The sequence below is a fragment of the Tsukamurella pseudospumae genome, assembly GCF_001575195.1.
Lineage (GTDB): Bacteria > Actinomycetota > Actinomycetes > Mycobacteriales > Mycobacteriaceae > Tsukamurella > Tsukamurella pseudospumae.
On the sequence record NZ_LSRF01000033.1, the window covers coordinates 462986 to 483749 of the forward strand.

At 71.5% G+C, this 20764-nt stretch carries 22 protein-coding genes and 2 tRNA genes; 14 read left to right on the forward strand and 10 right to left on the reverse strand.

Annotated elements, in window-relative coordinates:
* Window positions 1-48 precede the first annotated feature (48 nt).
* From AXK60_RS12655 to AXK60_RS12670, 4 genes are all read left to right on the forward strand, one after another.
* Entirely contained in the window at window positions 49-2076 is a 2028-nt protein-coding gene (locus AXK60_RS12655; protein ID WP_082777986.1) for a CocE/NonD family hydrolase, read from the forward strand.
* 68 nt (window positions 2077-2144) lie between these two features.
* Window positions 2145-3377, forward strand: a complete 1233-nt coding sequence (locus AXK60_RS12660; protein ID WP_068571448.1) for a GAF domain-containing protein — start codon at window positions 2145-2147, stop codon at window positions 3375-3377.
* A gap of 143 nt (window positions 3378-3520) precedes the next feature.
* A complete protein-coding gene (gene exaC / locus AXK60_RS12665) occupies window positions 3521-5044 on the forward strand; it encodes an acetaldehyde dehydrogenase ExaC (protein WP_068571449.1) in 1524 nt (507 codons plus the stop codon).
* A gap of 668 nt (window positions 5045-5712) precedes the next feature.
* The gene (locus AXK60_RS12670; protein ID WP_068571450.1) at window positions 5713-6462 is read left to right on the forward strand and encodes a hypothetical protein; all 750 of its coding nucleotides are present in this window, start codon (window positions 5713-5715) and stop codon (window positions 6460-6462) included.
* Between the two features lies 1 nt (window position 6463).
* Here the strand turns inward: AXK60_RS12670 and AXK60_RS12675 are convergent, their stop codons facing one another.
* Window positions 6464-7162, reverse strand: a complete 699-nt coding sequence (locus tag AXK60_RS12675; protein ID WP_244881096.1) for a hypothetical protein — start codon at window positions 7160-7162, stop codon at window positions 6464-6466.
* 124 nt (window positions 7163-7286) lie between these two features.
* On the opposite strand from AXK60_RS12675, the gene AXK60_RS12680 reads away from it, so the two are divergent.
* Window positions 7287-7997 (forward strand): phosphatase PAP2 family protein, encoded by a 711-nt coding sequence (locus tag AXK60_RS12680; protein ID WP_068571452.1) that lies wholly within the window; start codon window positions 7287-7289, stop codon window positions 7995-7997.
* Window positions 7998-8021: 24 nt separating this feature from the next.
* Here the strand turns inward: AXK60_RS12680 and AXK60_RS12685 are convergent, their stop codons facing one another.
* The 6 genes from AXK60_RS12685 to AXK60_RS12710 form a co-directional block, all read right to left on the reverse strand.
* Window positions 8022-8399 (reverse strand): DUF779 domain-containing protein, encoded by a 378-nt coding sequence (locus AXK60_RS12685; protein WP_068571453.1) that lies wholly within the window; start codon window positions 8397-8399, stop codon window positions 8022-8024.
* 57 nt (window positions 8400-8456) lie between these two features.
* A complete protein-coding gene (locus AXK60_RS12690; RefSeq protein ID WP_068571454.1) occupies window positions 8457-10046 on the reverse strand; it encodes an FAD-binding protein in 1590 nt (529 codons plus the stop codon).
* Window positions 10047-10284: 238 nt separating this feature from the next.
* Window positions 10285-10357, reverse strand: a tRNA-Arg gene (locus AXK60_RS12695).
* 38 nt (window positions 10358-10395) lie between these two features.
* Window positions 10396-10487: transfer RNA gene (locus tag AXK60_RS12700), tRNA-Ser, on the reverse strand.
* A gap of 122 nt (window positions 10488-10609) precedes the next feature.
* On the reverse strand, window positions 10610-11131 hold the full coding sequence (locus tag AXK60_RS12705) for a hypothetical protein (protein ID WP_068571455.1): 522 nt from the start codon (window positions 11129-11131) through the stop codon (window positions 10610-10612).
* Between the two features lie 71 nt (window positions 11132-11202).
* Window positions 11203-11763 carry an RNA polymerase sigma factor gene (locus AXK60_RS12710; RefSeq protein WP_068571456.1) on the reverse strand — a complete coding sequence of 187 codons (561 nt, stop codon included), beginning with the start codon at window positions 11761-11763 and terminating at the stop codon, window positions 11203-11205.
* Between the two features lie 114 nt (window positions 11764-11877).
* On the opposite strand from AXK60_RS12710, the gene AXK60_RS12715 reads away from it, so the two are divergent.
* From AXK60_RS12715 to AXK60_RS12750, 8 genes are all read left to right on the forward strand, one after another.
* Window positions 11878-12354: an Asp23/Gls24 family envelope stress response protein gene (locus AXK60_RS12715; protein WP_068571457.1), complete on the forward strand. Its 477-nt coding sequence runs from the start codon at window positions 11878-11880 to the stop codon at window positions 12352-12354.
* Entirely contained in the window at window positions 12351-12677 is a 327-nt protein-coding gene (locus AXK60_RS12720; RefSeq protein ID WP_068571458.1) for a hypothetical protein, read from the forward strand. Before AXK60_RS12715 ends, AXK60_RS12720 begins: the two co-directional genes overlap by 4 nt.
* A complete protein-coding gene (locus tag AXK60_RS12725) occupies window positions 12674-12859 on the forward strand; it encodes a hypothetical protein (RefSeq protein ID WP_068571459.1) in 186 nt (61 codons plus the stop codon). Before AXK60_RS12720 ends, AXK60_RS12725 begins: the two co-directional genes overlap by 4 nt.
* Window positions 12860-12861: 2 nt before the next feature.
* Window positions 12862-13662, forward strand: coding sequence for a hypothetical protein (locus AXK60_RS12730; RefSeq protein ID WP_068571460.1), 801 nt, complete (start codon window positions 12862-12864; stop codon window positions 13660-13662).
* Complete coding sequence (locus AXK60_RS12735) at window positions 13659-14252, forward strand: Asp23/Gls24 family envelope stress response protein (RefSeq protein WP_068571461.1); 594 nt, start codon at window positions 13659-13661, stop codon at window positions 14250-14252. The genes AXK60_RS12730 and AXK60_RS12735 overlap by 4 nt, the downstream gene beginning before the upstream one ends.
* Window positions 14253-14254: 2 nt before the next feature.
* Entirely contained in the window at window positions 14255-14464 is a 210-nt protein-coding gene (locus AXK60_RS12740) for a CsbD family protein (protein WP_068571462.1), read from the forward strand.
* Window positions 14465-14556: 92 nt separating this feature from the next.
* Complete coding sequence (hisC, locus tag AXK60_RS12745; protein WP_425315216.1) at window positions 14557-15639, forward strand: histidinol-phosphate transaminase; 1083 nt, start codon at window positions 14557-14559, stop codon at window positions 15637-15639.
* Window positions 15627-16070 (forward strand): acyl-CoA thioesterase, encoded by a 444-nt coding sequence (locus AXK60_RS12750; protein WP_068571464.1) that lies wholly within the window; start codon window positions 15627-15629, stop codon window positions 16068-16070. The genes hisC and AXK60_RS12750 overlap by 13 nt, the downstream gene beginning before the upstream one ends.
* On the opposite strand, the gene AXK60_RS12755 is transcribed toward AXK60_RS12750, so the two are convergent.
* Genes AXK60_RS12755 through AXK60_RS12765 form a run of 3 tightly spaced genes read right to left on the reverse strand, consistent with a single transcriptional unit; the run spans window position 16043 to window position 19337 of the window.
* Window positions 16043-17182, reverse strand: coding sequence for a hypothetical protein (locus tag AXK60_RS12755; RefSeq protein WP_068571465.1), 1140 nt, complete (start codon window positions 17180-17182; stop codon window positions 16043-16045). The genes AXK60_RS12750 and AXK60_RS12755 overlap by 28 nt on opposite strands.
* The gene (locus AXK60_RS12760; protein WP_068571466.1) at window positions 17179-18306 is read right to left on the reverse strand and encodes an acyltransferase family protein; all 1128 of its coding nucleotides are present in this window, start codon (window positions 18304-18306) and stop codon (window positions 17179-17181) included. The genes AXK60_RS12755 and AXK60_RS12760 overlap by 4 nt, the downstream gene beginning before the upstream one ends.
* A 50-nt stretch (window positions 18307-18356) precedes the next feature.
* A complete protein-coding gene (locus AXK60_RS12765; protein ID WP_068571467.1) occupies window positions 18357-19337 on the reverse strand; it encodes a GlxA family transcriptional regulator in 981 nt (326 codons plus the stop codon).
* Between the two features lie 28 nt (window positions 19338-19365).
* Here AXK60_RS12765 and AXK60_RS12770 point away from each other — a divergent pair, with 28 nt between their 5' ends.
* Window positions 19366-20691: an MFS transporter gene (locus AXK60_RS12770; RefSeq protein ID WP_068571468.1), complete on the forward strand. Its 1326-nt coding sequence runs from the start codon at window positions 19366-19368 to the stop codon at window positions 20689-20691.
* Window positions 20692-20764: the final 73 nt, after the last annotated feature.

Genomic DNA, 20764 nt, shown 5'->3' on the forward strand with positions numbered 1-20764 from the left:
AGGTATGTCACCGGTGTTCTAAGTTGACGGTTGAAGAAAGGGGTTGCAATGGCGACCAGCCGATCCGGCAGAGCGAACGCCCGACTGTCCGGCGTCCGGTTCCCGCTGTGGGACCGCAGCCCCGCACTGCCCGCGCCCGTCAGCGTCGAGCATCACGCGCGCGTCGATCACGCCCTCCCCCTCGGCGACCCCACCGGCGGCGCCGACGCCCTCGCCTGGCGCGAGGCCGTCGACGGCCGGCTCACGTACCCCCGCGTCCACATCGACCGCAATGTCGACATCCGGATGTCCGACGGGGTGGTGCTGCGCGCCACCGTCATCCGCCCCGCGGAGATCGACGGCGTGCCCGCGGAGCGCCCCTACCCCGCGATCTTCAACCTCAACCCGTACAACCGCATGGTCGTGGACGCCATCGACGAGACGACGCACGCGGCGTTCGTCGGCCCGGCGCTGACGAACGCCTCGAAGGCCCTCACGGGCGGGACCGTCGACTTCTCGGGCGGCCTGCTGCAGGGCTTCGGCATCAACCGGCGGCTGGTGCGCAGCGGTTACGTCCAGGTGATCGTCGACGTCCGCGGCACGGGCACCTCGCACGGCGTGTGGCAGATCCTCGGGCCGCGGGAGCAGCAGGACTCGGTCGAGGCGCTGGCCTGGGCCCGGGAACAGCCCTGGTGCGACGGCAAGCTCGGCATGGGCGGGTGGTCCTACTCCGCGATCAACTCGCTGCAGGCCGCCGGCCACGCGCCGGAGGGCCTCGGCGCGGTGTTCGCGATCGAGGGCAGCGAGGACATCGTCCGCGACATCTACATCACCGGCGGCCTGCCGTCGGTGTTCATCCCGCTCTGGCTCGGTGCCGTGAACGGGCTGAAGTGGCTCTACAACCCGCGAACGCTGCTGCGGGACACGGTGAACGGCAACATCTTCCGCTGGTTGCGCAGCCGCATCGTCTCGCCCGCGACGGAGATCTCGTCGGTCGTGACGGGGGTGCTCACGGGCCGCGATCCACGGGTCAACGACAACCCCTACTTCACCGAGCGGAACGCGAAGATCGACGAGATCACCGCGCCCACCTTCCTGTTCGGCGGCTGGCACGATCTCTTCGGCCGCAGCACGCCGCGCACCTTCGCGCGCCTGAATCTGCCTCCGGGACAGAAGCAGATGGTCATCACCGACGGCTTCCACTTCGACATGGGCGCGGGCTTCGGCGGCACCCAGGCGCCGCCGCGGATCGACGTGCTCGAACGCGCCTGGTACGACCGCTGGCTCAAGGACATCGACAACGGCGTGGACCGCTACGGCCCGGTGACCCTCAAGCAGCAGGGCGGCGGCTGGACCGCGGGCGAGTCCTTCCCCCGCGCCGGTGCCCGCACCCAGCGGCTCTACGCGACCCCGGCACCGTCGGGCACGGCCGACCACGCCAGGTACGACGGTGCGCTCGCCACCTTCCCGGCCCGCCGTCGCGAGGCCGCGTCCACGCGGATCGATCTGCGCGGCCTCGCCTCGCCCGATCTGACGATGGTGCTCGCGGGCCTGACGAAGGCGGTCCCGGCCTGCGAGAACGCGAGCATCCAGGAGCGCGGCGCGATCTCCTTCACCTCGCCGCCCGCGGCGGTTCCGGTGCAGCTCAGCGGCGCGATCAACGTGCACCTCGTGACGCAGTGCGAGGGCGATGAGGCGATCTGGACGGTGACCGTCAACGACGTCGCCCCGGACGGCACGTCGACGGTGCTCTCGGGCGGCGCCCTGCTCGCGTCCAACCGCGCCGTCGATCCCACGCGCAGCACGTTCGACCTCGACGGCGAGCTGCTCAGCGCCTTCCATCCGCTCACCTGGTCGGCGAAGCAGCGCGTGGTGCCGGGCGAGATCATCGAGCTGGACATCGACGTGGTGCCGACCGACGCGCTGCTCGACGAGGGCCACCGCCTGCGCGTGGACGTCTACGCCGGCAGCGTGCCCCGCTACCTGGCCACCGTTCCCGACCTGGTGAAGACCCGGTTCGGCAAGCAGACGGTGCTCCTGAGCCCGGAGCGGCCGTCCTACGTGAGCCTGCAGCTGGTCGGCGATCCCCGCTGGTGACCGCTCCCGCCCCCGAGCCGCCCGAATCGCGCCGAACGGCCCGGTTCGGCGCTATCTTCGGTACTACGATGGTTGCCGGATCCCGAGCCGTCGCGTCCGTGGGTGCGGTCGCGCGGCTGCACAGCATGTTCGTCGACGGTGCGGTCGACGATGCGGCGCTGCGCGCATCCCATCTGCGCCGGCTCATCGCGGAGAGCTGGCAGCGCAGTCGCGCCGGGGGCGTGAACCCGGACGGCGGGGCACCGTCGGGCAGTGAGGCGCTGGACGCGCTGCGGGCCCGCAACCCCCTGACCGGCGTCATGCCGGTGATCCGACACCTGCTCGTCGACGATTCCGCGGGCGCGATGGTGGCCGTGGCGGACCGGGACGGCACCCTGCTGTGGGTCGAGGGCGACGGTGCCGCGGTCCGCAGCGCCGCGGCCATGAACTTCGCGCCGGGCGCGGACTGGAGCGAATCCGCGGCGGGGACGAACGCACCGGGCACCGCGCTGGCGCTGGACGCGGAGGTGCAGATCTCGGGGTCCGAGCACTTCGCGCGGCTGGCGCACGGGTGGAACTGCACCGCTGTCCCGATCCACGATCCGGTCACCCGGGCCGCGGTCGGCGTCCTCGACGTGACGGGCGGCCCGGAGGTCGCGACGCCGCAGGCCCTGGCGCTCGTCCGAGCGGCGGCGCTCGCCGTCGAGGGGCAGCTCGCCGTACTCCGGCTGACCGAGCCCGCGCCGGCACCGTCGGCCCGGCTGCGCCTGCTGGGCGCCCGGCCCGTGCTCGAGCTCGAGGGCCGAACCGTCCCGCTCACCGGACGCCACGCCGACATCCTCGCGCTGCTCGGGCGGCACCCGGAGGGGCTCACGGCGGATCACCTGGCGCTGCTGCTGGACGAGCGCGATCTCGACGTGGTCACCGTGCGCGCGGAGGTCTCGCGGCTGCGCAAGACCATCGGCGCGGACTTCCTCGGCTCCCGCCCCTATCGGCTCCTGCGGCCACTCGCGTCGGACGCGGACGAGGCGGCGACATCGATCCGCGCGGGCCGCGTCGCCGACGCGCTCGCCGTGTACCGCGGTCCGCTCCTGCCGAACTCGCAGGCTCCGGGCGTCGTGCGCCTGCGCGCCGAGCTCGCGGGAAGCCTGCGGTCGGCAGTGCTCGCGAGTCGGGACCTGGGCCTCCTCCGACGGTGGCTGGACCTCCCGGACGCGCGGGACGACGAGCACAGCTGGCGCGTGCTCCAGGCGCACGGCGACGCGCGGGCGCGGGCCGAGGCCGACGGGCGCCTCGCGGCGATCGCGATCGACCTGGCCTGAGCCGGTTCCAGCGCGCGGAAAGCGGCAGCGCGGACCACCCCTACCAGGGCCGATCCGGGTTGCAACCGACTGCAACGGTGTTGCAACGATCACTGCGTATGGTGGAATGTGACTGAAGTCACCAACTCACCTGGAGGCACGCCATGACCGTTTACGCCCGTCCCGGAGCTCCCGGCTCCGTCATGAGCTACCAGCCCCGCTACGACAACCTGATCGGCGGCGAGTGGGTCGCGCCGGTCAAGGGTCAGTACTTCGAGAACCCGTCGCCCGTGACCGGCCAGACCTTCTGCGAGGTCGCGCGCTCGACCGCGGAGGACATCGAGCTCGCCCTCGATGCCGCGCACGCGGCCGCGCCCGGCTGGGGACGGACCTCGGCGACCGCCCGCGCCAACATCCTCATGAAGATGGCCGACCGCATGGAGGCCAACCTCGAGGCCATCGCCGTCGCCGAGTCGTGGGAGAACGGCAAGCCCGTCCGCGAGACCCTCAACGCCGACATCCCCTTGGCCATCGATCACTTCCGCTACTTCGCGTCGTGCCTGCGCGCGCAGGAGGGCGCGCTGTCGGAGATCGATGAGAACACCGTCGCGTACCATTTCCACGAGCCGCTCGGCGTTGTGGGACAGATCATTCCGTGGAACTTCCCGATCCTCATGGCCGTCTGGAAGCTGGCCCCAGCACTGGCCGCGGGCAACGCGATCGTGCTCAAGCCGGCCGAGCAGACCCCGGTCTCGGTGCTGTACCTGTTCTCACTCATCGGCGACCTGCTGCCCCCGGGCGTGGTGAACATCGTCAACGGCTTCGGCCTCGAGGCCGGTAAGCCGCTGGCCTCGTCGAAGCGCATCCGGAAGATCGCCTTCACCGGCGAGACCACCACCGGCAAGCTGATCGCCGGCTACGCCGCCGACAACCTGATCCCGGTCACCCTGGAGCTGGGCGGCAAGAGCCCGAACGTCTTCTTCAAGGACGTCATGGCCGCGAACGACGACTACCAGGACAAGGCCCTCGAGGGCTTCACGATGTTCGCGCTGAACCAGGGCGAGGTCTGCACCTGCCCGTCGCGCGCGCTGCTCGAGCAGCCGATCTTCGACGAGTTCCTCGAGCTCGGCTCGATCCGCACCAAGTCGATCATCCAGGGCGATCCGCTGGACACCGACACGATGATCGGCGCGCAGGCGTCGAAGGAGCAGCTCGAGAAGATCCTCTCCTACATCGACATCGGCAAGAACGAGGGCGCCACGCTGGTCACCGGTGGCGAGGCGGCCGACCTGGGCGGCGACCTGTCCGGCGGCTACTACATGCAGCCCACGATCTTCTCGGGCGACAACAGCATGCGGATCTTCCAGGAGGAGATCTTCGGCCCGGTGCTGGCGGTCACGTCCTTCGACGGCTACGACAACGCGATGGAGATCGCCAACGACACCCGCTACGGCCTCGGTGCGGGCGTCTGGTCGCGCAACGGCGACGTCGCCTACCGCGCGGGCCGCGACATCCAGGCCGGCCGCGTGTGGACCAACACCTACCACCAGTACCCCGCGCACGCGGCGTTCGGCGGCTACAAGGACTCGGGCATCGGCCGTGAGAACCACAAGATGATGCTCGATCACTACCAGCAGACCAAGAACCTGCTGGTCTCGTACGCGCCGGGCGCGCAGGGATTCTTCTGATCCCTGCGTCCCACACCAGGTGAGGGTGTCAGCGGCGCCGCTCCGATCCGTTCGGGGCGGCGCCGCTCGCGTGTCCTGGTGATTCGCCTTCGACGGTGCGCCGCGGCCGCGCTGGGCGGGCGTGCCAGCCGGGCGGTGTGCAAGCACACGCCCACCAAGAGGCCGTGTTGTTCTCGCAAGTCATGCGCGCGACGCATACCCACACACATGCAGGTCAGAGGCTATTTTCGAAGCAGGGCCATGCGCGCCGCGCATGGCTCCCCCTCGCCAGCCCGACGGTGCTACGCGCCGGGCCGGGCCGGGCCGGGCCGGGCGCATCGCCGCACACCCCTCGTCGCGTCCTCGGCTCGCGGTGTGGTGGCTCGCGGCGACTGAGTTGCCACGGACTCGCTGCGGATTCGGCAATCGGCCTGCGATTTCGCGCCGAATCCGCTGGCAATCGTCGTCCCGCGCACCACGTCGTCGTCCCCCGCGCCACACCAAGAGGCGGCTCAAGCAGTTCGTCCCCCACGAAACGCCGGGCGTTTGGTGGGGGTGGCGTTGTCCCCCACGCCGCACCGTCCTCCCCCACGCCGCGCCGCCCGGCATCGTCGGCCTGCACGGCCTGAGTTGCGCGCCTGTGCCATTGTGGCGATGCGTTCGCACATTCCGCCGCGTAGCCTGGGCGAATGGTCGATCCCCGACTCGTCCCGGACCGTGTGCTGCACGTGTATCCCGACTACGAGCCGTCGCCGCTCCTCGGCGTCGACCGGACGCGTCCGTTGACCGGCGCCGAGCTGGGCCTCTCCACCGGCCTCGCGGGGCGGGTCGAGGCCTGGCAGTCCCTGTTCGAGGCCGATCATCGGGGTCGCGAGGGTTGGCGGTCCGACGGCGCCGCCGCCGAGTACCGGGGCGAAGGCCTGGCGATCGTCGCGGCCCTAGTCACGGAGCTGCCTGGCTTCGTCCTCGAGTACCGCCTATGGCCGGTCGGCGAGCACGGGTACTCCGGGGGCTGGACACGAGGGTGGTCACCGTCGGGCGAGACGCCGCTCCCGGCGGGCACGACGGTGCGCGAGTTCGACACGGCACCGGAACGCTGGATCCGCTTGATGAACGACTACTCCGGCCCGCCCCTGTGGGCCACCTACGGCGGGATCGGCCCCGAGCACCTCGACCTTCCGGAGGACCTGGGCCACCAGCTCGACGCCTGGCAGGACGAGTTCGATCGGGAGTACCACTGGGGCAGCGGCTGGGGCTCCGACGCGGTGGCGCACGCGCACGCCGCCGAGGGACGCAGACTCCTCCCGCTGATCGCCGCGGACCTTCCCGGCCACGTCATCGAACTGAAGACCGGCGACGAGCCCGTCTACGCCGGCGCCTGGATCGACGGCTGGCTCCCCGTACTCCCGGAGGTGGCGCTCACCCCCTGGGCGGAGTGAGTCAGTCCACCGGGATCTCGGTGGTTCCCAGGACGTCCCCGAGCTGCCACGGGTCCCGACCGTGGGCGATGTTCATGTCGCAGTGCACCTTCCCGTAGCCCTGGGGCAGGTCGGCGCGGTGTCCGGCACCGTCGGTGTACTGCTGAGCCACGTAGCGGCGCCCCAGTTCGGGCGCGGCGGCGAAGTCCGGTGGAGCACCGAACGAGGGCACGACGAACGGTATGTCCGGCAGATTCGGCCAGATGCCGATGTCATTCGGGTTCAGGTAGCCGAGGCACCGCACGGGCCGTTCGCCGACGGTGCCGCCCCGCCACGCCGACGCGCCCGCGACGAAGCCGTTGAAGGCGTCGGAGTGATCGCCGACGATCTGCCCGTTCCACGACTCGGCGTCGGCCATCGTCACCACATCGGGCCGGTCCTCGCCCTGCATCTCGAGGTGCACCGCGAGCGTCTCCTCCCAGTTCGGGCGGACCACCGCGTACACGATCGCGCCGACGAGCCGACCGTCGTCGAGCATCCGGCGCACCGTGGCCCAATTGGCCTCGAACCGCCGGTCCCGGTAGGTGCCGTCGTTGGAGCGGATCGCCACCCAGCGATAGGGGTAGTCGTCGGGCAGCGGAGGCTGCCACTCGGACACGTCCGCGAACAGCGTGCTGCCCTTCATGCGCGCGGCCCGTGCCCGTCTCAGCCTCTTCCTCATCGCACCTCACCTTCGCCGTTCCCCGCGTCGTCTGCTGACGCTACCCCGGTACCGAGACGTCATGGGGCGATATTTACCCGGTCTTGGGTTGCGCGAACGTCTTTCATCCGGGCAATCTGGTCGGATGTTCTCACTCACCGGCAGGGGCCGGGCCTTTCTCGCGTCGGCGGTCGCGCTCGTCGCCGCCGTCGTCGTCCTCGGGCTGCTCGTCGGGTGGAAGCCCGTCACCGAGGCCGACGGGGAGGTGCTCGAGGAGATGGTCGCGCACCGCGACACGGGAACCACCACAGTGATGAACCTGATCACCGACGTCTTCTCCCCGGGCGCGACGATCGCGATCGGCGTCGTGGTCGCCGCGCTGCTCGCGTGGCGACGGTCCGCCGCCTCCGCTGTGTTCGTCCTCGGCTCGACGGCCGCCGCGTCGGCGATCGCGCTGGTCCTCAAGTCGCTGTTCGCGCGGCAACGGCCGCCGGTGATCGACCACCTCACCAATGAGTCCGACTACGGCTTCCCGTCCGGCCATGTCACCGGGACGACCGCCCTACTGCTCGCCACGACGGTGGCCGTCACGGTCGGCTGGCCGACGCGTCGGCGCCTGCTCGCGCTGGTCGTCCCCGCGATCGTGGTCGCCGCGGTGGCGGCGAGCCGCCTCTATCTGGGCGTGCACTGGTTCTCCGACACCGCCGCGGGATTCGCGGTCGGGCTCGCCGGCGTGGCGGTGGGGCTGGCGCTGCTCCCGCCGGACGCGTGGGCGCGCTGGGACCGGCGGCTGTCGGACATCGTCGGACGGCGGCGCGCGCAGCGCTCGCGTCCGGCACGTCACGCCGCTCGCTGACCGACCGACCGACCGAGCGCGCCGTCAGGTCTGCGGGGCGGGGCAGGCGGCACCGTCGGCGCCCGCGATCCGCACCCGGGAGACGAACCGCTTGCCCGTGGATCCCTCCAGCGAGAAGCCCGCCGCGCGGCCGGGTTCCAGGTCCAGAACGAGAACGCTGTTCTCCCAGACTCGCGCCTCGCCGTCGGACACCCAGATCGGCACGGCGCGATCGTCGCCCAGTTCGACGGTGCCGAGCCGCACGTTGGCATCGCCGAGCCGGAACTCGTCGATGGTGAAGATCATCGGAGCGGAGCCGTCGCAGCATCCGCCGCTCTGGTGGATCAGCAGCGGGCCGTTACCGTCCCACAGCTCCCGCAGCATCTCCCGCGCCGCGTGCGTCGATTCGACCCGCTCGTCCATGTCCGGTCCTTCCGCCTGATTCGACGGTAACACAGCGCGAACGACGGCGATGCCGGTTCAGTCGTTCGGCGCCGCGTGCGCACCCGCCCGTCGGCCGGAGAAGACACAGTCCGCCAGCGACAGTCCGCTGACATAGGAGTTCGAGCACACGCCGACGGCCGCACGACCGGCGGCGAACAGCCCGGCAACGGCGGCACCGTCGGGTCGCAGGACCGCCCCGGTCTCCTCGTCCACCACGAGACCGCCGAGGGTGATCATCGGCATGGGGTAGCTGACCCGCGCGCGGAACGAGATGTCGAGCAGGGTGAACGGGCCGGTCGCGATCGGCCGGCGGACGGCGTCGGGCTTGCCGAGCGGGTCGGGCTGCCCGGCCTCGACGGCCCGGTTGTGCGCGTCGACGGTGCGCCGGAGCCCCGTCGGGTTGATCCCCGCCCGCCGCGCGGCCTCCTCGAGCGTCGCGCCCCGCCTCGCGCCGAGGCGCAGCAGTCGCTCCGTCTGCAGGCGCTGGAACCAGGTGGACTGCTGCGGGATCTGCTTCCGCGCCTCGGCGAGGAGCGGCGCGTCCACGAGTAGCCAACCGCGGTGATCCGGGCGGGTCGCCAGGGCGTCGCCGAGCGCTGCACCGTACCGTGATTCGTCGATCATGCGACCGCCGTCGCCGCCCACGGCGAGTCCGGCGAAGAAGGCGCTGGGCGGGCCGACGAACCGCCAGTTGGAGATGTGGTCCATCTTGTCGACAACGGCACCGGCTTTGCGCCCCAAGGTGATTCCGCTGCCGTCGTCGGCCGCGGTACCCAGCGGCAGGCCCTCGTCCCACGGGAAGTCAGGACGATGCGCCGCCACCATCGCGCGGTTCGCGATGAATCCACCGGTCGTGAGGATCACCGACGAGGTCGCGCGGATCCGGATCGTGCGGCCGTGGCGGCGCTCGATGCGATCGACGATCGCCTGCAACGCCGATCGGAAGCCCTGGTGGTAGACACCGGGTTTCGCGGAGAGCTTCGTCAGCGCGGCGAACCGGCGCAGGACGGCGGGCGGCGCACCGTCGAGCGTGACGGCCTCGACACCGACGACCCGACCCTCGTCGAGGACGAGATCGGTGACGCGCGTACCGGTCCGGACCCGCACGCCGGCACGCGCGGCGGACGTCGCGAGGGGACGGTAGAAGGCCTTGCCGGAGACGCCGGGGCCGTGTGCGCGGTGTCCGCGCTGCCGCGGGACGGCGCGGTCGGGGAACGAGTTCTCGCTGCCCGAGTAGTAGAGGTAATAGTCGTCGGTGGGATACGAGGTCTTGTAGGGGCAGGGCGACGGGTCGAAGGGCACGCCGTTGCCGGTGAGCCAGTCGATCATCGCGGGCGATCCCTCGCAGAACCGGCGGAGCGTGGCCTCGGAGACGGCGTCGCCCACCTCGCCCCGCAGGTAGGCGTACATGTTGTCGGCGGTGTCCTCGACCCCGGCCTCGCGTTGCACCCACGTGCCGCCTCCGGCGTAGACGATGCCGCCGGACAGGTCCGTCGCGCCGCCGCCGAGGTAGCGGTCGACAGCGAGCACATCGGCGCCGTCCTCCCGCGCCGCCAGCGCGGCCACGACCCCGGCACCGCCGTAACCGACCACGACCACCTCGGCCGACAGATCCCAGTCGTTCATGCCCAGCCACCCGTTCGTGTCGATTTCTAGAACACGTTACAGAATTGTGGGCGGCTGCCCATCGGAACAGCGAAGGGATCGCACCTCCGACGCGCGTTGGAGCGTCGCCGCGAACTTCCAACGAATGAGCAGCAACGTTGGAGGTTCGACCGTCGCGCGCAACGCTCGTTGGAGCGTCTCGCGAGCGAAACACGAAAACGCCAGGTCAGATATGATCTGACCTGGCGTTTCCATACTGTGCGCCCGAAGGGATTCGAACCCCTGACCTTCTGATCCGTAGTCAGATGCTCTATCCACTGAGCTACGGGCGCATACCCATATTCAATTCTCGCCGGTCCGAAGACCGACGTGGCGGAGGCGAGAGGATTTGAACCTCCGGTCCGGTGTTGGCCGGACAACTCATTAGCAGTGAGTCCCATTCGGCCGCTCTGGCACGCCTCCAAATCGGACGCGCTGCGCGAGCGAACCTTGCGGGTCACGCGCAACCGCCGAGCAGCTACTTTACACAACCTCCCCGCAACCCACAAAACGGCAGGTCATCCACGATCTGGGCACGGACCCGGTCAGATCGGCTCGGGCGTCAGCAAGTCCTCCCACGTGAGGTCCACGCGCACGGCCGCACCACCGATCATCCGACGCACGACGTCCTCCGCCAGCGCGCGGAGCCGGTCGCCACCGTCGAGCAGGGACCGCGACCGCCCCTCCGCTCCGACGGCCACGAGGTGGACGTGCACGGCCGCCAGCCGCGTGCCCGCGAGGTCGAGGGCGACGTCCGCGACGGCGGCCGCCTCAGCGGCCGCGGCGTCCGAGAGCGCCGCGGTGACCGCCTTGGAGAGGGCCAGCTCGGTGACCGTGATCCCCGGCCGCACGGTCTCGATCACGCGCGAGCGGCGGGGCAGTCCCGACACCTGGAGCGCGACGGCGGCGCGCAGTCGATCGACGGCATCGGCACCCCAGCGGGGGTCGACCTCGGGCGCGACCGCATCGGGTCCGGCCAGCCCTGCGAGCCGACGTGTCGCGTCGGCTATCCAATCGGTGGCCTGCGCCGGTTCGGCGTCGCCGCCCTCCACTCGCCTGAAACTCATCGCACCCCCAGTGTGACCACGTCGCGCCGGATTGCACAACGTCCCCGCCTCCGCGGGCCGCGTCGGATCGGTCATGGCCAGTACTCCCCCAGCGCCTCGGCGAGGCGCTGGCGCGTCCGCTGCAGGTGACCGCGCACCGAGCCCTCGGTGGTCCGCAGGACGCCGGCGATCTCGGCGACGGAGAGCCCGTCGACCTCACGCAGCCACCACGCCGCCCGGGCCGGGTAGGGCAGCCGCCCGAGCTCACGCCCGAGGGCGTCGAGGAAGTCTCGATCGGTCGCCCTCTCGACGGGCCCGGGGCCGCTCGCCGCGGCCTCGTCGACGGCCTCCGAGTCGACCACCGGCGCGCGCCGTCGGAGCACGTCAGCGGTCTTCCGCGAAGCGATCGAGAACAGCCAGGTGCGCAGGCTCGATCGGAAGGCGAAGGTCGGGAGCGCCTTCCACGCCGCGATCAGCGACTCCTGCACGATGTCGTCGCAGTCGCTGCGCTCGGGCATGGTCCGCGCCACGAACCGGTGCACCGCCGGCGCATGGCGCTGCACGAGCACGTCGAAGGCGGCGGTGTCGCCGCGCTGGGCGCGCCTGGTCAGCGTCTCGTCGGACAGCGACCCCAACAGATCTGCGCCGGACAATCACCCTCCCAGTGTGAGATGGATCACAATCGCGTGCCGATTTCCCGCACACCGCGACTCACCCAGTGTGCCGGAACGGATCCCGGTGCATCAGTCGACACAAGGAGACGGAAGATGACCACGACCACCACCAAGCCCGCCGCCGCGACCACCGACGAGTCCACGGCGACGAAGCCGGGCTCCGCGGTCTCCACCCAGGTCGGTCGCGGCACCACCAGCATCGCCGACATCGTCGTGTCCAAGATCGCCGGCATCGCGGCCCGCGAGGTCGACGGCGTCTACGACCTCGGCGGCCAAGCCGCCCGCGTCGTCGGCCGCATCCGCGAGACCCTCCCCGGCGCGCCCGACCTCACCCAGGGCGTGACCGTCGAGGTGGGCGAGAAGCAGGCGGCCGTCGACGTGGCGATCGTCGCCGAGTACGGCGTCGCCATCCACGATCTCGCCGCGGGCATCCGCAGCAACGTCATCGACGCCGTCGAGACCATGACCGGGCTCGAGGTGACCGAGGTCAACGTCACCGTCCACGATGTCCACTTCGCCGACGACGACGAGGCCGCCGAGGGGACCTCGACGGAGCCGCGAGTCCAGTGAGCGCAGCGCACGCAGCGCGGGTCGACGGCGTCGTCGCCGCGGTGACGGCCGTCGACGGAGTGGTGGACGTCCACGCGGGCGGCCCCGGCTCGCCCGCCACTCATCTGCCGGGCCGGACGGTCCGCGGGGTCCGCCTCGACGACGAGGGCGGCCAGGTCTGCGTCGTCCTCGAGTTCCGCCGCGACGTCGACCTGGTCGACCTCGCGGACCGGGTCCGGCGGGCGGCGACCGACGCCGCGGGGGTCCCCGTCGACGTCGTCGTGTCCGACATCGTGGTCCCCGACCTCACGGGGGCCGCTTCTTCGAAGGAGTACACCGCATGACACCAGGAAACTTCACCGTCTGGGGAGGCGTGATCGGCCTCCTGGTGGCGATCGCCGTCGTCGTCGGCGGGCTCGTCGGCCTCTTGCTCGCGATCGTCCTCGGAGTGGCGGGCATGGCCGTCGGCGCCCACTTCGACGGTCTCATCGACCTCACCGCCCTGCGGCGCCGCGACCGGAGCTGACCATGACCACCGAATCGGTGACTCCCGATGCCCCGATCGAGGCAGAGACCGCCGGTGAGTCGGGCGCGGAGCGAGCATCCGATGCCGCCACCCGGGGCCGCACCGTGATCGACGACCGCGTGCGGCGCAGGCTGATCGAGCACGCCGTCCTCACGGTGCCCGGCACCGAGCGCCGCCGCGGGCTGGCGACGCGGCAACTTCCCGCGGTCCGGTTCGCCGACCGCGACCGCAAGCAGGTCGACGTGCAGATCGCGGCCGAGTGGCCGCTCGACGCGGCCCTCCTCGTCCCGTCGGTGCGCACCGCCGTCGACGAGGAGCTCGCCCGGAGTCTCGGCTCCGCCCCGGAGGAGGTGCACGTGCACATCACCCGGGTCAGCGACGAGCGCTCGACCTCCCCTGCCGTGTTCCTGCACCGGCATCCGATCGTCGAGCCGGAGACGCACACAGCCGCGCGGACCTTGCGCAAGCAAGCACCCCGCCGCGCGGCCGGCGCGAGCATCGCGACCGTGCCGCTCCTGCTCTGCGTCCTGGCACTCGGCGTCCTCGCCGTGCGCGACACGGTGGTCTCGCTGGGCTGGGTGGCCGGCCGCCGCTGGCTCGACACCGTGCCCCGGATCGCCGACGACGTGCAGTGGGCCTGGTGGGCGTGGCCCGCGACGATCGGCGCGATCGTGGTGGGAGTGGTGCTGCTCATCGCTGCCGTCAAGCCCCGGCGCCGCAGCCACGCGCCCGTGACCGACGACCTCTGGTTCCACCGGCGCATCGACCTCGACCGCCGTACCACCGAGGAGGTGGCCCGATGAAGCCCTCGACCCGCGTGATCGACCGGCTCGTGGCGGGCCTCATCGGACTCGTCCTCCTCGGCGGCGGACTGTGGGCCCTCGGGTACCGGCTCGGACAGCGCACCGCCACGGACGCCACCCACCGGGTGTCCACCGCGACCATCACGCGACTGCCCGACGAGCCGTGGTGGCCCGCGGTGATCGGCGCGGCCGGCGTGGTGCTGATCCTCGGCACGCTGTGGTTGCTGGTGCGGCACCTGCGGAGCGCATCCACGCGCATGATCCGGACGGAGGGCGGCGGCACCGTCGACCTGGGACGGGTCGCGGAGGCGGTGGCCTCGGACCTGTCGCGGAGCCCGCTGATCCGCCGGGCCCGGCCGTCGACCGCGGTGGACAGGGGCCGGCCGATCATCCGGATAGCGGTCAGCGTCGTCCCCGAGGCATCGGTCGAGGACCTGTCCGCCCTGGCTTTGGCCGCGCGGCGCGAGGTCGCCGCCGCGACCAATCCCGACGTCGGCTTCCAGGTCCTGGTGAACGATCGGCGGGACGACAAAGGACTTGGGGAACGCCCCCGAGAAGAAGAACACCGAACGATCTCCGAGAGGACATAGGCATGGGAATCGCAGACGACGCCAAGAACAAGGCCGAGGATCTCAAGGGTCGCGTGAAGGAGACCGCGGGCACGGCCACCGGCGACGACGAGCTCAAGGCCGAGGGCCAGGCGGATCAGGGCCTCGCGGCGGTGAAGGGCAAGATCGCCGACGCCGCCGACAAGGTCAAGGACGGCGTCGACGCCGTCAAGGACAAGCTCTCCGGCAACTGACCCGCGCCCGCAGCCACCGGAGCCGGTCCCCGCGACCGGCCTCGGTGGCTCGGGCGGTTCAACCATCGGACTACCCTGGCGGGGTGGCCACCGTGAACCCGTCCGACCCCGCGCCGCTGAGCATCCGCTCCGACCTCGACGCCCTCCCGGCGTACGTCCCGGGCAAATCCGCGCCCGGCGCGATCAAACTCGCCTCCAACGAGATCGTCGACGGCCCGCTCCCCTCCGTCGCGCAGGCGCTGGCCGAGGTGCTCCGCACGGCCAACCGCTACCCCGACAACGGCGCCGTCGCCCTGAAGGCCGAGCTCGCGAAGCTGACCGGCGCCACCGAGGATCAGCTGCACGTGGGATGCGGCTCCGTCGCGCTGTGCCAGGACCTCGTGCAGATCACCTGCCGGCCCGACGACGAGGTGGTCTTCGCCTGGCGCAGCTTCGAGGCCTACCCGATCGTGACCCGCGTCGTCGGCGCCGTGCCGGTCCAGGTGCCACTCACCGCCGATCACGTGCACGACCTGGACGCGATGGCCGCCGCGATCACCGACCGCACGCGCCTGGTCTTCGTCTGCAACCCGAACAACCCCACGGGCACGACGATCTCGGAGGAGCAACTCGAGGACTTCCTGGCGAAGGTGCCGTCGAACGTCGTCGTGGCCCTCGACGAGGCCTACTACGAGTACCACCGTCCCAACGACCAGACCGGTGACCGCATCGACGGCGCCGCGCTGATCGCCCGGCACCCCAACGTGATCGCGCTGCGGACCTTCTCGAAGGCCTACGGCCTCGCGGGCCTGCGGGTGGGCTACGCCATCGCCGGTCCCGATCTCATCGCCGCGCTGACGAAGGTGCACCTGCCCTTCTCCGTCAGCGTGCCGGCGCAGACCGCCGCCATCGCCTCGCTGCACGCGAACGACGAGCTGCTGGCGCGTACGGAATCCGTGGTGGCCGAGCGTATCCGGGTCCGCGACGCGCTGCTCGCCGCCGGCTTCGAGGTCCCGCACACGCAGGCCAACTTCGTCTGGCTCCCCCTCGGAGCCGATTCGCTGCGGTTCACCGCCGACGCCGCCGAGGCCGGCCTCCTGGTCCGCGGCTTCGACGGTGCCGGGGTCCGGGTCACGGTGACCACTCCCGAGGAGAACGACGCCTTCCTCGCCTTCGCGACGGGATGGCAGCGGTGAGCCTGGGTCGGTACGAGTTCGCCTTCACCGCACACGTTCCCGTCCGCTGGTCCGACATGGACGCCCTGGGACACGTGAACCACGCGCGGATGGTCACCCTGCTGGAGGAGGCCCGCATCCAGTGGCTGCTCTCCGCCGGCGAGAAGTACGCCCCACTGATCAAGAGCGCGTTCATCGCAGACGTCGCGATCAAGTACAAGGCCCAGCTGTACCACGAGGATTCGCCGGTCCAGGTGGGCATGTACATCGCGTCGAACCGCAGTGTCGACTTCACCATCGGCTACGAGGTACGAGCGAAGGACGCTGCGCCGGAGTCGAAGCCGGCCGCCCTCGCCACCACGCAGATGGCCGTCGTCGACATCGAGAAGCGCAGCCTGCGTCGGCTCACCGACGAGGAGAAGACCTACCTCGCGTCCTGGTCCCGCGGCTGAGGCAGCGCCGGCCGGGCACCGTCGGGCAATGCGCGCGGGAGGTCGCCCTTGGCGCCCATGATCTGGCCCGCGACGCGGCGCGCGCTCTGCGTCGAGATCTCGCGCTCGCCGGAGCGGGTGACCAGCTCGTGGATCTGCTGGTCGATCGACTCGATCGACATCCGCCGCGGACGTTTGGCGTCGGCCACGTCCACGAGGTCGCCGACGCGGGTGAGCGCCGTGACGCGGTCGACGAGTTCGTCCCACACCTTGTCGAGCTCGCCGGAGCGGGTGCCGTCGGCGAGCCCCGGCGCGTACCGCAGCTGCCCCCACACCGCCTTGAGCTGCGCCACGTCCGCGGAGATCTGCACCAGGTCCGTCGGCAGGTCCAGCTGCCCGAGCTGCTCGTCGAACTCGCCCGCGCTCACCGAGCGCGAGTAGGTCACCTTGTCGTACACGAGGCCGGCGACGAACAGCAGGACGTCGTAGCGGTCCTCGAAGATCAGTAGACGCTCGTCGGGCGCGCCGTGTCCGTCGACCCAGCCCGCTACCTGCGGCGCGAGACGCAGGACCGGCCCGGCCACCCGGGCGACGGTGCGCGCCGCCACCGCCGCGGCCGACGGGGTGACGGGCAGCGGCGTCAGGCACAGCGCGTCGAACAGGGCGTCCCGCTCGTCGAGATCCAGGTGCACGGCGTCCTTGCGGGCGCGGCGCACGGCCCGCACGCCGGCGGCGAAGGACAGCCGGTTGAGCGTGAACGCGTGCCGGAAGCCGGCGAGCTTGCGCCGCGCGTCGGCGGCGCGCACCGCCTCGGCCGCACTGCGGGCCTGCTGGAACGGGCTCGGGGGCGCACCGTCGGACCAGCCGGGCCGGGCGGGCGCGCCGGACGCGGCCTCGTGCTCGGCGATCCGGCTGAGCCGGCGCAGCTTGGAGTAGCCGCCGATGTCCGGGAAGGCGCGCTCGGTGTCGAAGCGGTTGAGCACCACCTCACGGCCGGCGGGCGACAGGTGCCCGGCGGCGATGAGCAGGGCGGCCTCGTCGGACAGTTCCCGCCGAGGCATGGGGATGGCGCGCGCGTCGCACCAGCGGCGGACGGGCGCGTCGATGTGCACTTCAGGATCCGGTCCCGTCACCGCTGCACCTCCTCCGCCGATCGATCGCGTCCCCCATCATCCCCGAAGGGCAGCGCCGCGCGCAGCGCCCACGCCAGCGGGACCGTCACAGCCGAGGTCGCCAGGAAGACCACGGCGATGTTCCCGGTGAACAGGGGCCACCCGAACACGTCCAGGAGCAGCACGTCCATCACGATGAGGTGCACCAGAAAATACTCGTAGGAGACGCCCCCGAGCCAGACCATCGGCCGGATGCCCAGTGCTCTGTGATACCCGGAGCGGGAGGTCGGCGCCAGCGCGAGCGGCGCAATGAGCGCAGCGGCGACAACGAGGTAGAGCGCCGATTTCACGAGCGCCTCGAGCACGCTCTTGGGGACCATCGTCGGCGGCCCCCCGATCGCCGGCAGGGCCGACACCACGAACGCCGCGAGCGCGACCGCGAGAGAGGCGGGCGTGGCCCGGGCGGGCCACCGTCGGACCAGGGGGACCGCGACCGTGAGCGCCATACCGGCGACGAACCACCACAGGTAGGCGGGCGGCCACATCCGCGCGGTGAGCTCGATACCCGGGGCGACGAGAATCCAAACGGGCGTGATCGCGGCGAGCGCGGCGAGGCCCACCAGGAGCCGGGCGGGGCGCCACCGGTACCGGCAGAGGACCGCGGTGAGCAGCCAACCGAGCAGCGGGAGGGCCAGGTAGAAGGCCATCTCCACGGCAAGGCTCCACGCCTGGGTCAGCCCGACGCGCAGGTGCCCGAAGCCGTAGATCTGCGTGAAGGTGAGGTTGCGCACCAGACCGTCGACACCCCGGCCCGACGGATTCGGTTCCGGCCGCACCAGCCCCAGGGCGTACACGGCCACCACGACGACCCAGTACGCGGGCACCACGCGACGGAACCGGTGCCACGCGTACCGTCGCAGGTCGGGCTGCTGGCCGGTGCCGTCCTGCAGCAGACGCACCCACGGCCGGAACAGCAGGAAACCCGAGAGCGCGAAGAAGATCGGGACGCCGATCTCCAACCGAGCCCACAGGTGACCGGCGAGATCGTCGGTGTAGTGGCCGGTGTAGAACGCGGCGTGCGTGAGGCACACCGCGGCCGCGGCCGCGGCCCGCAACCCGGTCAGCGACGCCACCCGACCTTGCATCCGTCCATCTTGCCCGGCGGCGATCTTGCCCGGCGACGCCGGGCGGCGCGTCAGCCCCCCGGGACGTCCTGCAGGACCCGCTCCTGGAACACGCGCCGGTACCCGAGGGGAGTCATGCCGGTGTCGCGCCGCAGATGCGCGCGCAGGCTCGCGCCCGTGCCGAGCCCGGACTCCTCCGCGACGGCGTCGACCGACAGGTCGGTGGTCTCGAGCAGCTCCCGCGCGCGGTCCAGCCGGCGACGCAGGATCCAGGCGCCCGGCGTCTGCCCCGTCTCCTCGCGGAAGCGTCGGTTGAACGTGCGCACGGACAGGCCGGCCCGGCGGGCGAGCAGGTCGACGGCGAGGTTCTCGGCCACGTGCCGGGCCGCCCAGTCCCGCACGTCGACGGTGCTGCCGGTCCCGCTCGCCGGGACCGGCGCGTCCACGAACTGCGCCTGCGTGCCCGGCCTACCGGGCGGGACCACGCAGTGCCGCGCGACCTTGTTGGCCACGGCCGCACCGTGATCCGCGCGGATGAGGTGCAGGCACAGGTCCAGGCCGGCGGCCAGGCCCGCGGAGGTGAGCACGTCACCGTCGTCCGTGAACAGGACGTGGTCGACGAGGCCGACCCGCGGATAGAGCCTGCGCAGCTGCGCGCCGTACTTCCAGTGGGTGGTGACGCTGCGACCGTCGAGCAGTCCCGCGGCGGCGAGCACGAAGGCGCCGGTGCAGATCGACACGATGCGGGTGCCCGGTCGGATGGTGGCGAGGGCGGCGCGGACGTCGTCGGGCAGCGTGCCCTCGTGCCGAGGGCCGGAGATCTTCGTGCCGGGGACGATGACGGTGTCCGCGACGGCGAGCACCTCGGGGCCCACCTCGGGGGTGATCGCGTAGCCGCCCGTGGCCCGCACGGGTTCCCGATCGACGCCGCAGGTGATCACCCGGTACAGCGGCCGCTCGTCCTCATCGGTCGCCTCGGAGAAGCACATCGGCGGGATGGCGGCGTCGAAGCCGATGATCGGTTCGAGAAGCAGGACGGCCACCGTATGCATGGCAGAATTCTTTCACATCTTGTCAGTGATGCCACTGGTTCGGTGTCGCCGGATCCGGGAATCTGATGCGGTGAGCACTCCCCTGCGGCGCCTGCGCGGCCCCCACTACGCCTGGATCGTGGCCGGCGTCAGCTTCGTGACGATGCTGGGTGCGGCGGGTTTCCGATCCGTGCCCGGCGTGATGATGGACCCGCTGCACATGGAGTTCGGCTGGTCCCACGCCACCATCGGCGCGGCGATGTCGGTGAACATGGCGCTGTTCGGACTCACCGCACCGTTCGCAGCCGCACTCATGGACAAACTGGGCGTTCGACCGGTCGTGGTGACCGCGTTGACGCTCGTGGCCGCGGGCACCGGGCTCGCGGTGTTCATGACCGACGCCTGGCAGCTGGTGCTGTTGTGGGGCGTGCTGGTCGGGCTCGGCACGGGTTCGCTGTCGACCGCGTTCGTGGCGACCATCGCGATGCGCTGGTTCGTCGCCCGACGGGGGCTCGTGACCGGCGTGCTCACCGCCGCGAGCGCGACCGGCCAGCTGATCTTCCTACCCGTCGTCGCCGCACTGTCCGAGGCGCACGGCTGGCGGACCGCGACGCTCGTGGTGACCGCCGTCGCGGTGGCGGTGATCCCGGTGGCCGGGCTGCTGTTGCGGTCGTGGCCTTCCGACAAGGGCCTGGCGCCGTACGGCGGCGCCTCGATGGTGACACCCGCGGCCCCGGCCGGCGGCGCCGTGAGGGCCGCCCTCGCCGGGCTCGTCCTGGGCGCCCGTCGCCCCGCGTTCTGGCTGCTGGCAGCCAGTTTCGCGATCTGCGGCGCCACGACCAACGGCCTGCTGCAGACGCACTTCATCCCCGCCGCGGGTGACCACGGGATGCCCGCCACCGCGGCCGCCTCGCTGCTCGCGATCATCGGCGTCTTCGATGTGGCGGGCACCATCGCGTCCGGCTGGCTCACCGACCGCGTCGACTCGCGGATCCTTCTGGTGATCTACTACCTCGGCCGCGGGCTCGCGCTGGCGCTGCTGCCCTCACTGTTGTCGCCGCACGTCGCGCCGGGACTACTCGTGTTCATCCTGTTCTACGGCCTCGACTGGGTCGCGACCGTGCCGCCGACGATGGCACTCGCGCGCGAGCACTTCGGCGAGTCGACGCCGGTGGTCTTCGGCTGGATCTTCGCCGCACACCAGCTGGGCGCCGCGGTCGCGGCCTTCGGCGCCGGCTACATCCGCGACGCGTCGGGCGGCTACGACCCCGCGTTCTACGTGGCGGGGGCGCTGTGCGTCGCAGCCGCGGCGATGTGCTGGGCGGTCCCGCGAGCGCGCGCCACTACCACGACGCCGGAACGCGTCACCGTCTGACCGCTCAGCGCACGGCGTCGGCGAAGAGGCGACGCCCCTCGGCCCTCGCGTCGGCGAGCCGCACCGCGGCGAT

Bases quoted from the DNA above. Each gene is read 5' to 3' on its own strand.
- AXK60_RS12655 (WP_082777986.1), top strand. From the start codon at position 49: ATGGCGACCAGCCGATCCGGCAGAGCGAACGCCCGACTGTCCGGCGTC.
- AXK60_RS12660 (WP_068571448.1), top strand. From the start codon at position 2,145: ATGGTTGCCGGATCCCGAGCCGTCGCGTCCGTGGGTGCGGTCGCGCGG.
- exaC (WP_068571449.1), top strand. From the start codon at position 3,521: ATGACCGTTTACGCCCGTCCCGGAGCTCCCGGCTCCGTCATGAGCTAC.
- AXK60_RS12670 (WP_068571450.1), top strand. From the start codon at position 5,713: ATGGTCGATCCCCGACTCGTCCCGGACCGTGTGCTGCACGTGTATCCC.
- AXK60_RS12675 (WP_244881096.1), bottom strand. From the start codon at position 7,162: ATGAGGAAGAGGCTGAGACGGGCACGGGCCGCGCGCATGAAGGGCAGC.
- AXK60_RS12680 (WP_068571452.1), top strand. From the start codon at position 7,287: ATGTTCTCACTCACCGGCAGGGGCCGGGCCTTTCTCGCGTCGGCGGTC.
- AXK60_RS12685 (WP_068571453.1), bottom strand. From the start codon at position 8,399: ATGGACGAGCGGGTCGAATCGACGCACGCGGCGCGGGAGATGCTGCGG.
- AXK60_RS12690 (WP_068571454.1), bottom strand. From the start codon at position 10,046: ATGAACGACTGGGATCTGTCGGCCGAGGTGGTCGTGGTCGGTTACGGC.
- AXK60_RS12705 (WP_068571455.1), bottom strand. From the start codon at position 11,131: ATGAGTTTCAGGCGAGTGGAGGGCGGCGACGCCGAACCGGCGCAGGCC.
- AXK60_RS12715 (WP_068571457.1), top strand. From the start codon at position 11,878: ATGACCACGACCACCACCAAGCCCGCCGCCGCGACCACCGACGAGTCC.
- AXK60_RS12725 (WP_068571459.1), top strand. From the start codon at position 12,674: ATGACACCAGGAAACTTCACCGTCTGGGGAGGCGTGATCGGCCTCCTG.
- AXK60_RS12730 (WP_068571460.1), top strand. From the start codon at position 12,862: ATGACCACCGAATCGGTGACTCCCGATGCCCCGATCGAGGCAGAGACC.
- AXK60_RS12735 (WP_068571461.1), top strand. From the start codon at position 13,659: ATGAAGCCCTCGACCCGCGTGATCGACCGGCTCGTGGCGGGCCTCATC.
- AXK60_RS12740 (WP_068571462.1), top strand. From the start codon at position 14,255: ATGGGAATCGCAGACGACGCCAAGAACAAGGCCGAGGATCTCAAGGGT.
- AXK60_RS12750 (WP_068571464.1), top strand. From the start codon at position 15,627: ATGGCAGCGGTGAGCCTGGGTCGGTACGAGTTCGCCTTCACCGCACAC.
- AXK60_RS12760 (WP_068571466.1), bottom strand. From the start codon at position 18,306: ATGCAAGGTCGGGTGGCGTCGCTGACCGGGTTGCGGGCCGCGGCCGCG.
- AXK60_RS12765 (WP_068571467.1), bottom strand. From the start codon at position 19,337: ATGCATACGGTGGCCGTCCTGCTTCTCGAACCGATCATCGGCTTCGAC.
- AXK60_RS12770 (WP_068571468.1), top strand. From the start codon at position 19,366: ATGCCACTGGTTCGGTGTCGCCGGATCCGGGAATCTGATGCGGTGAGC.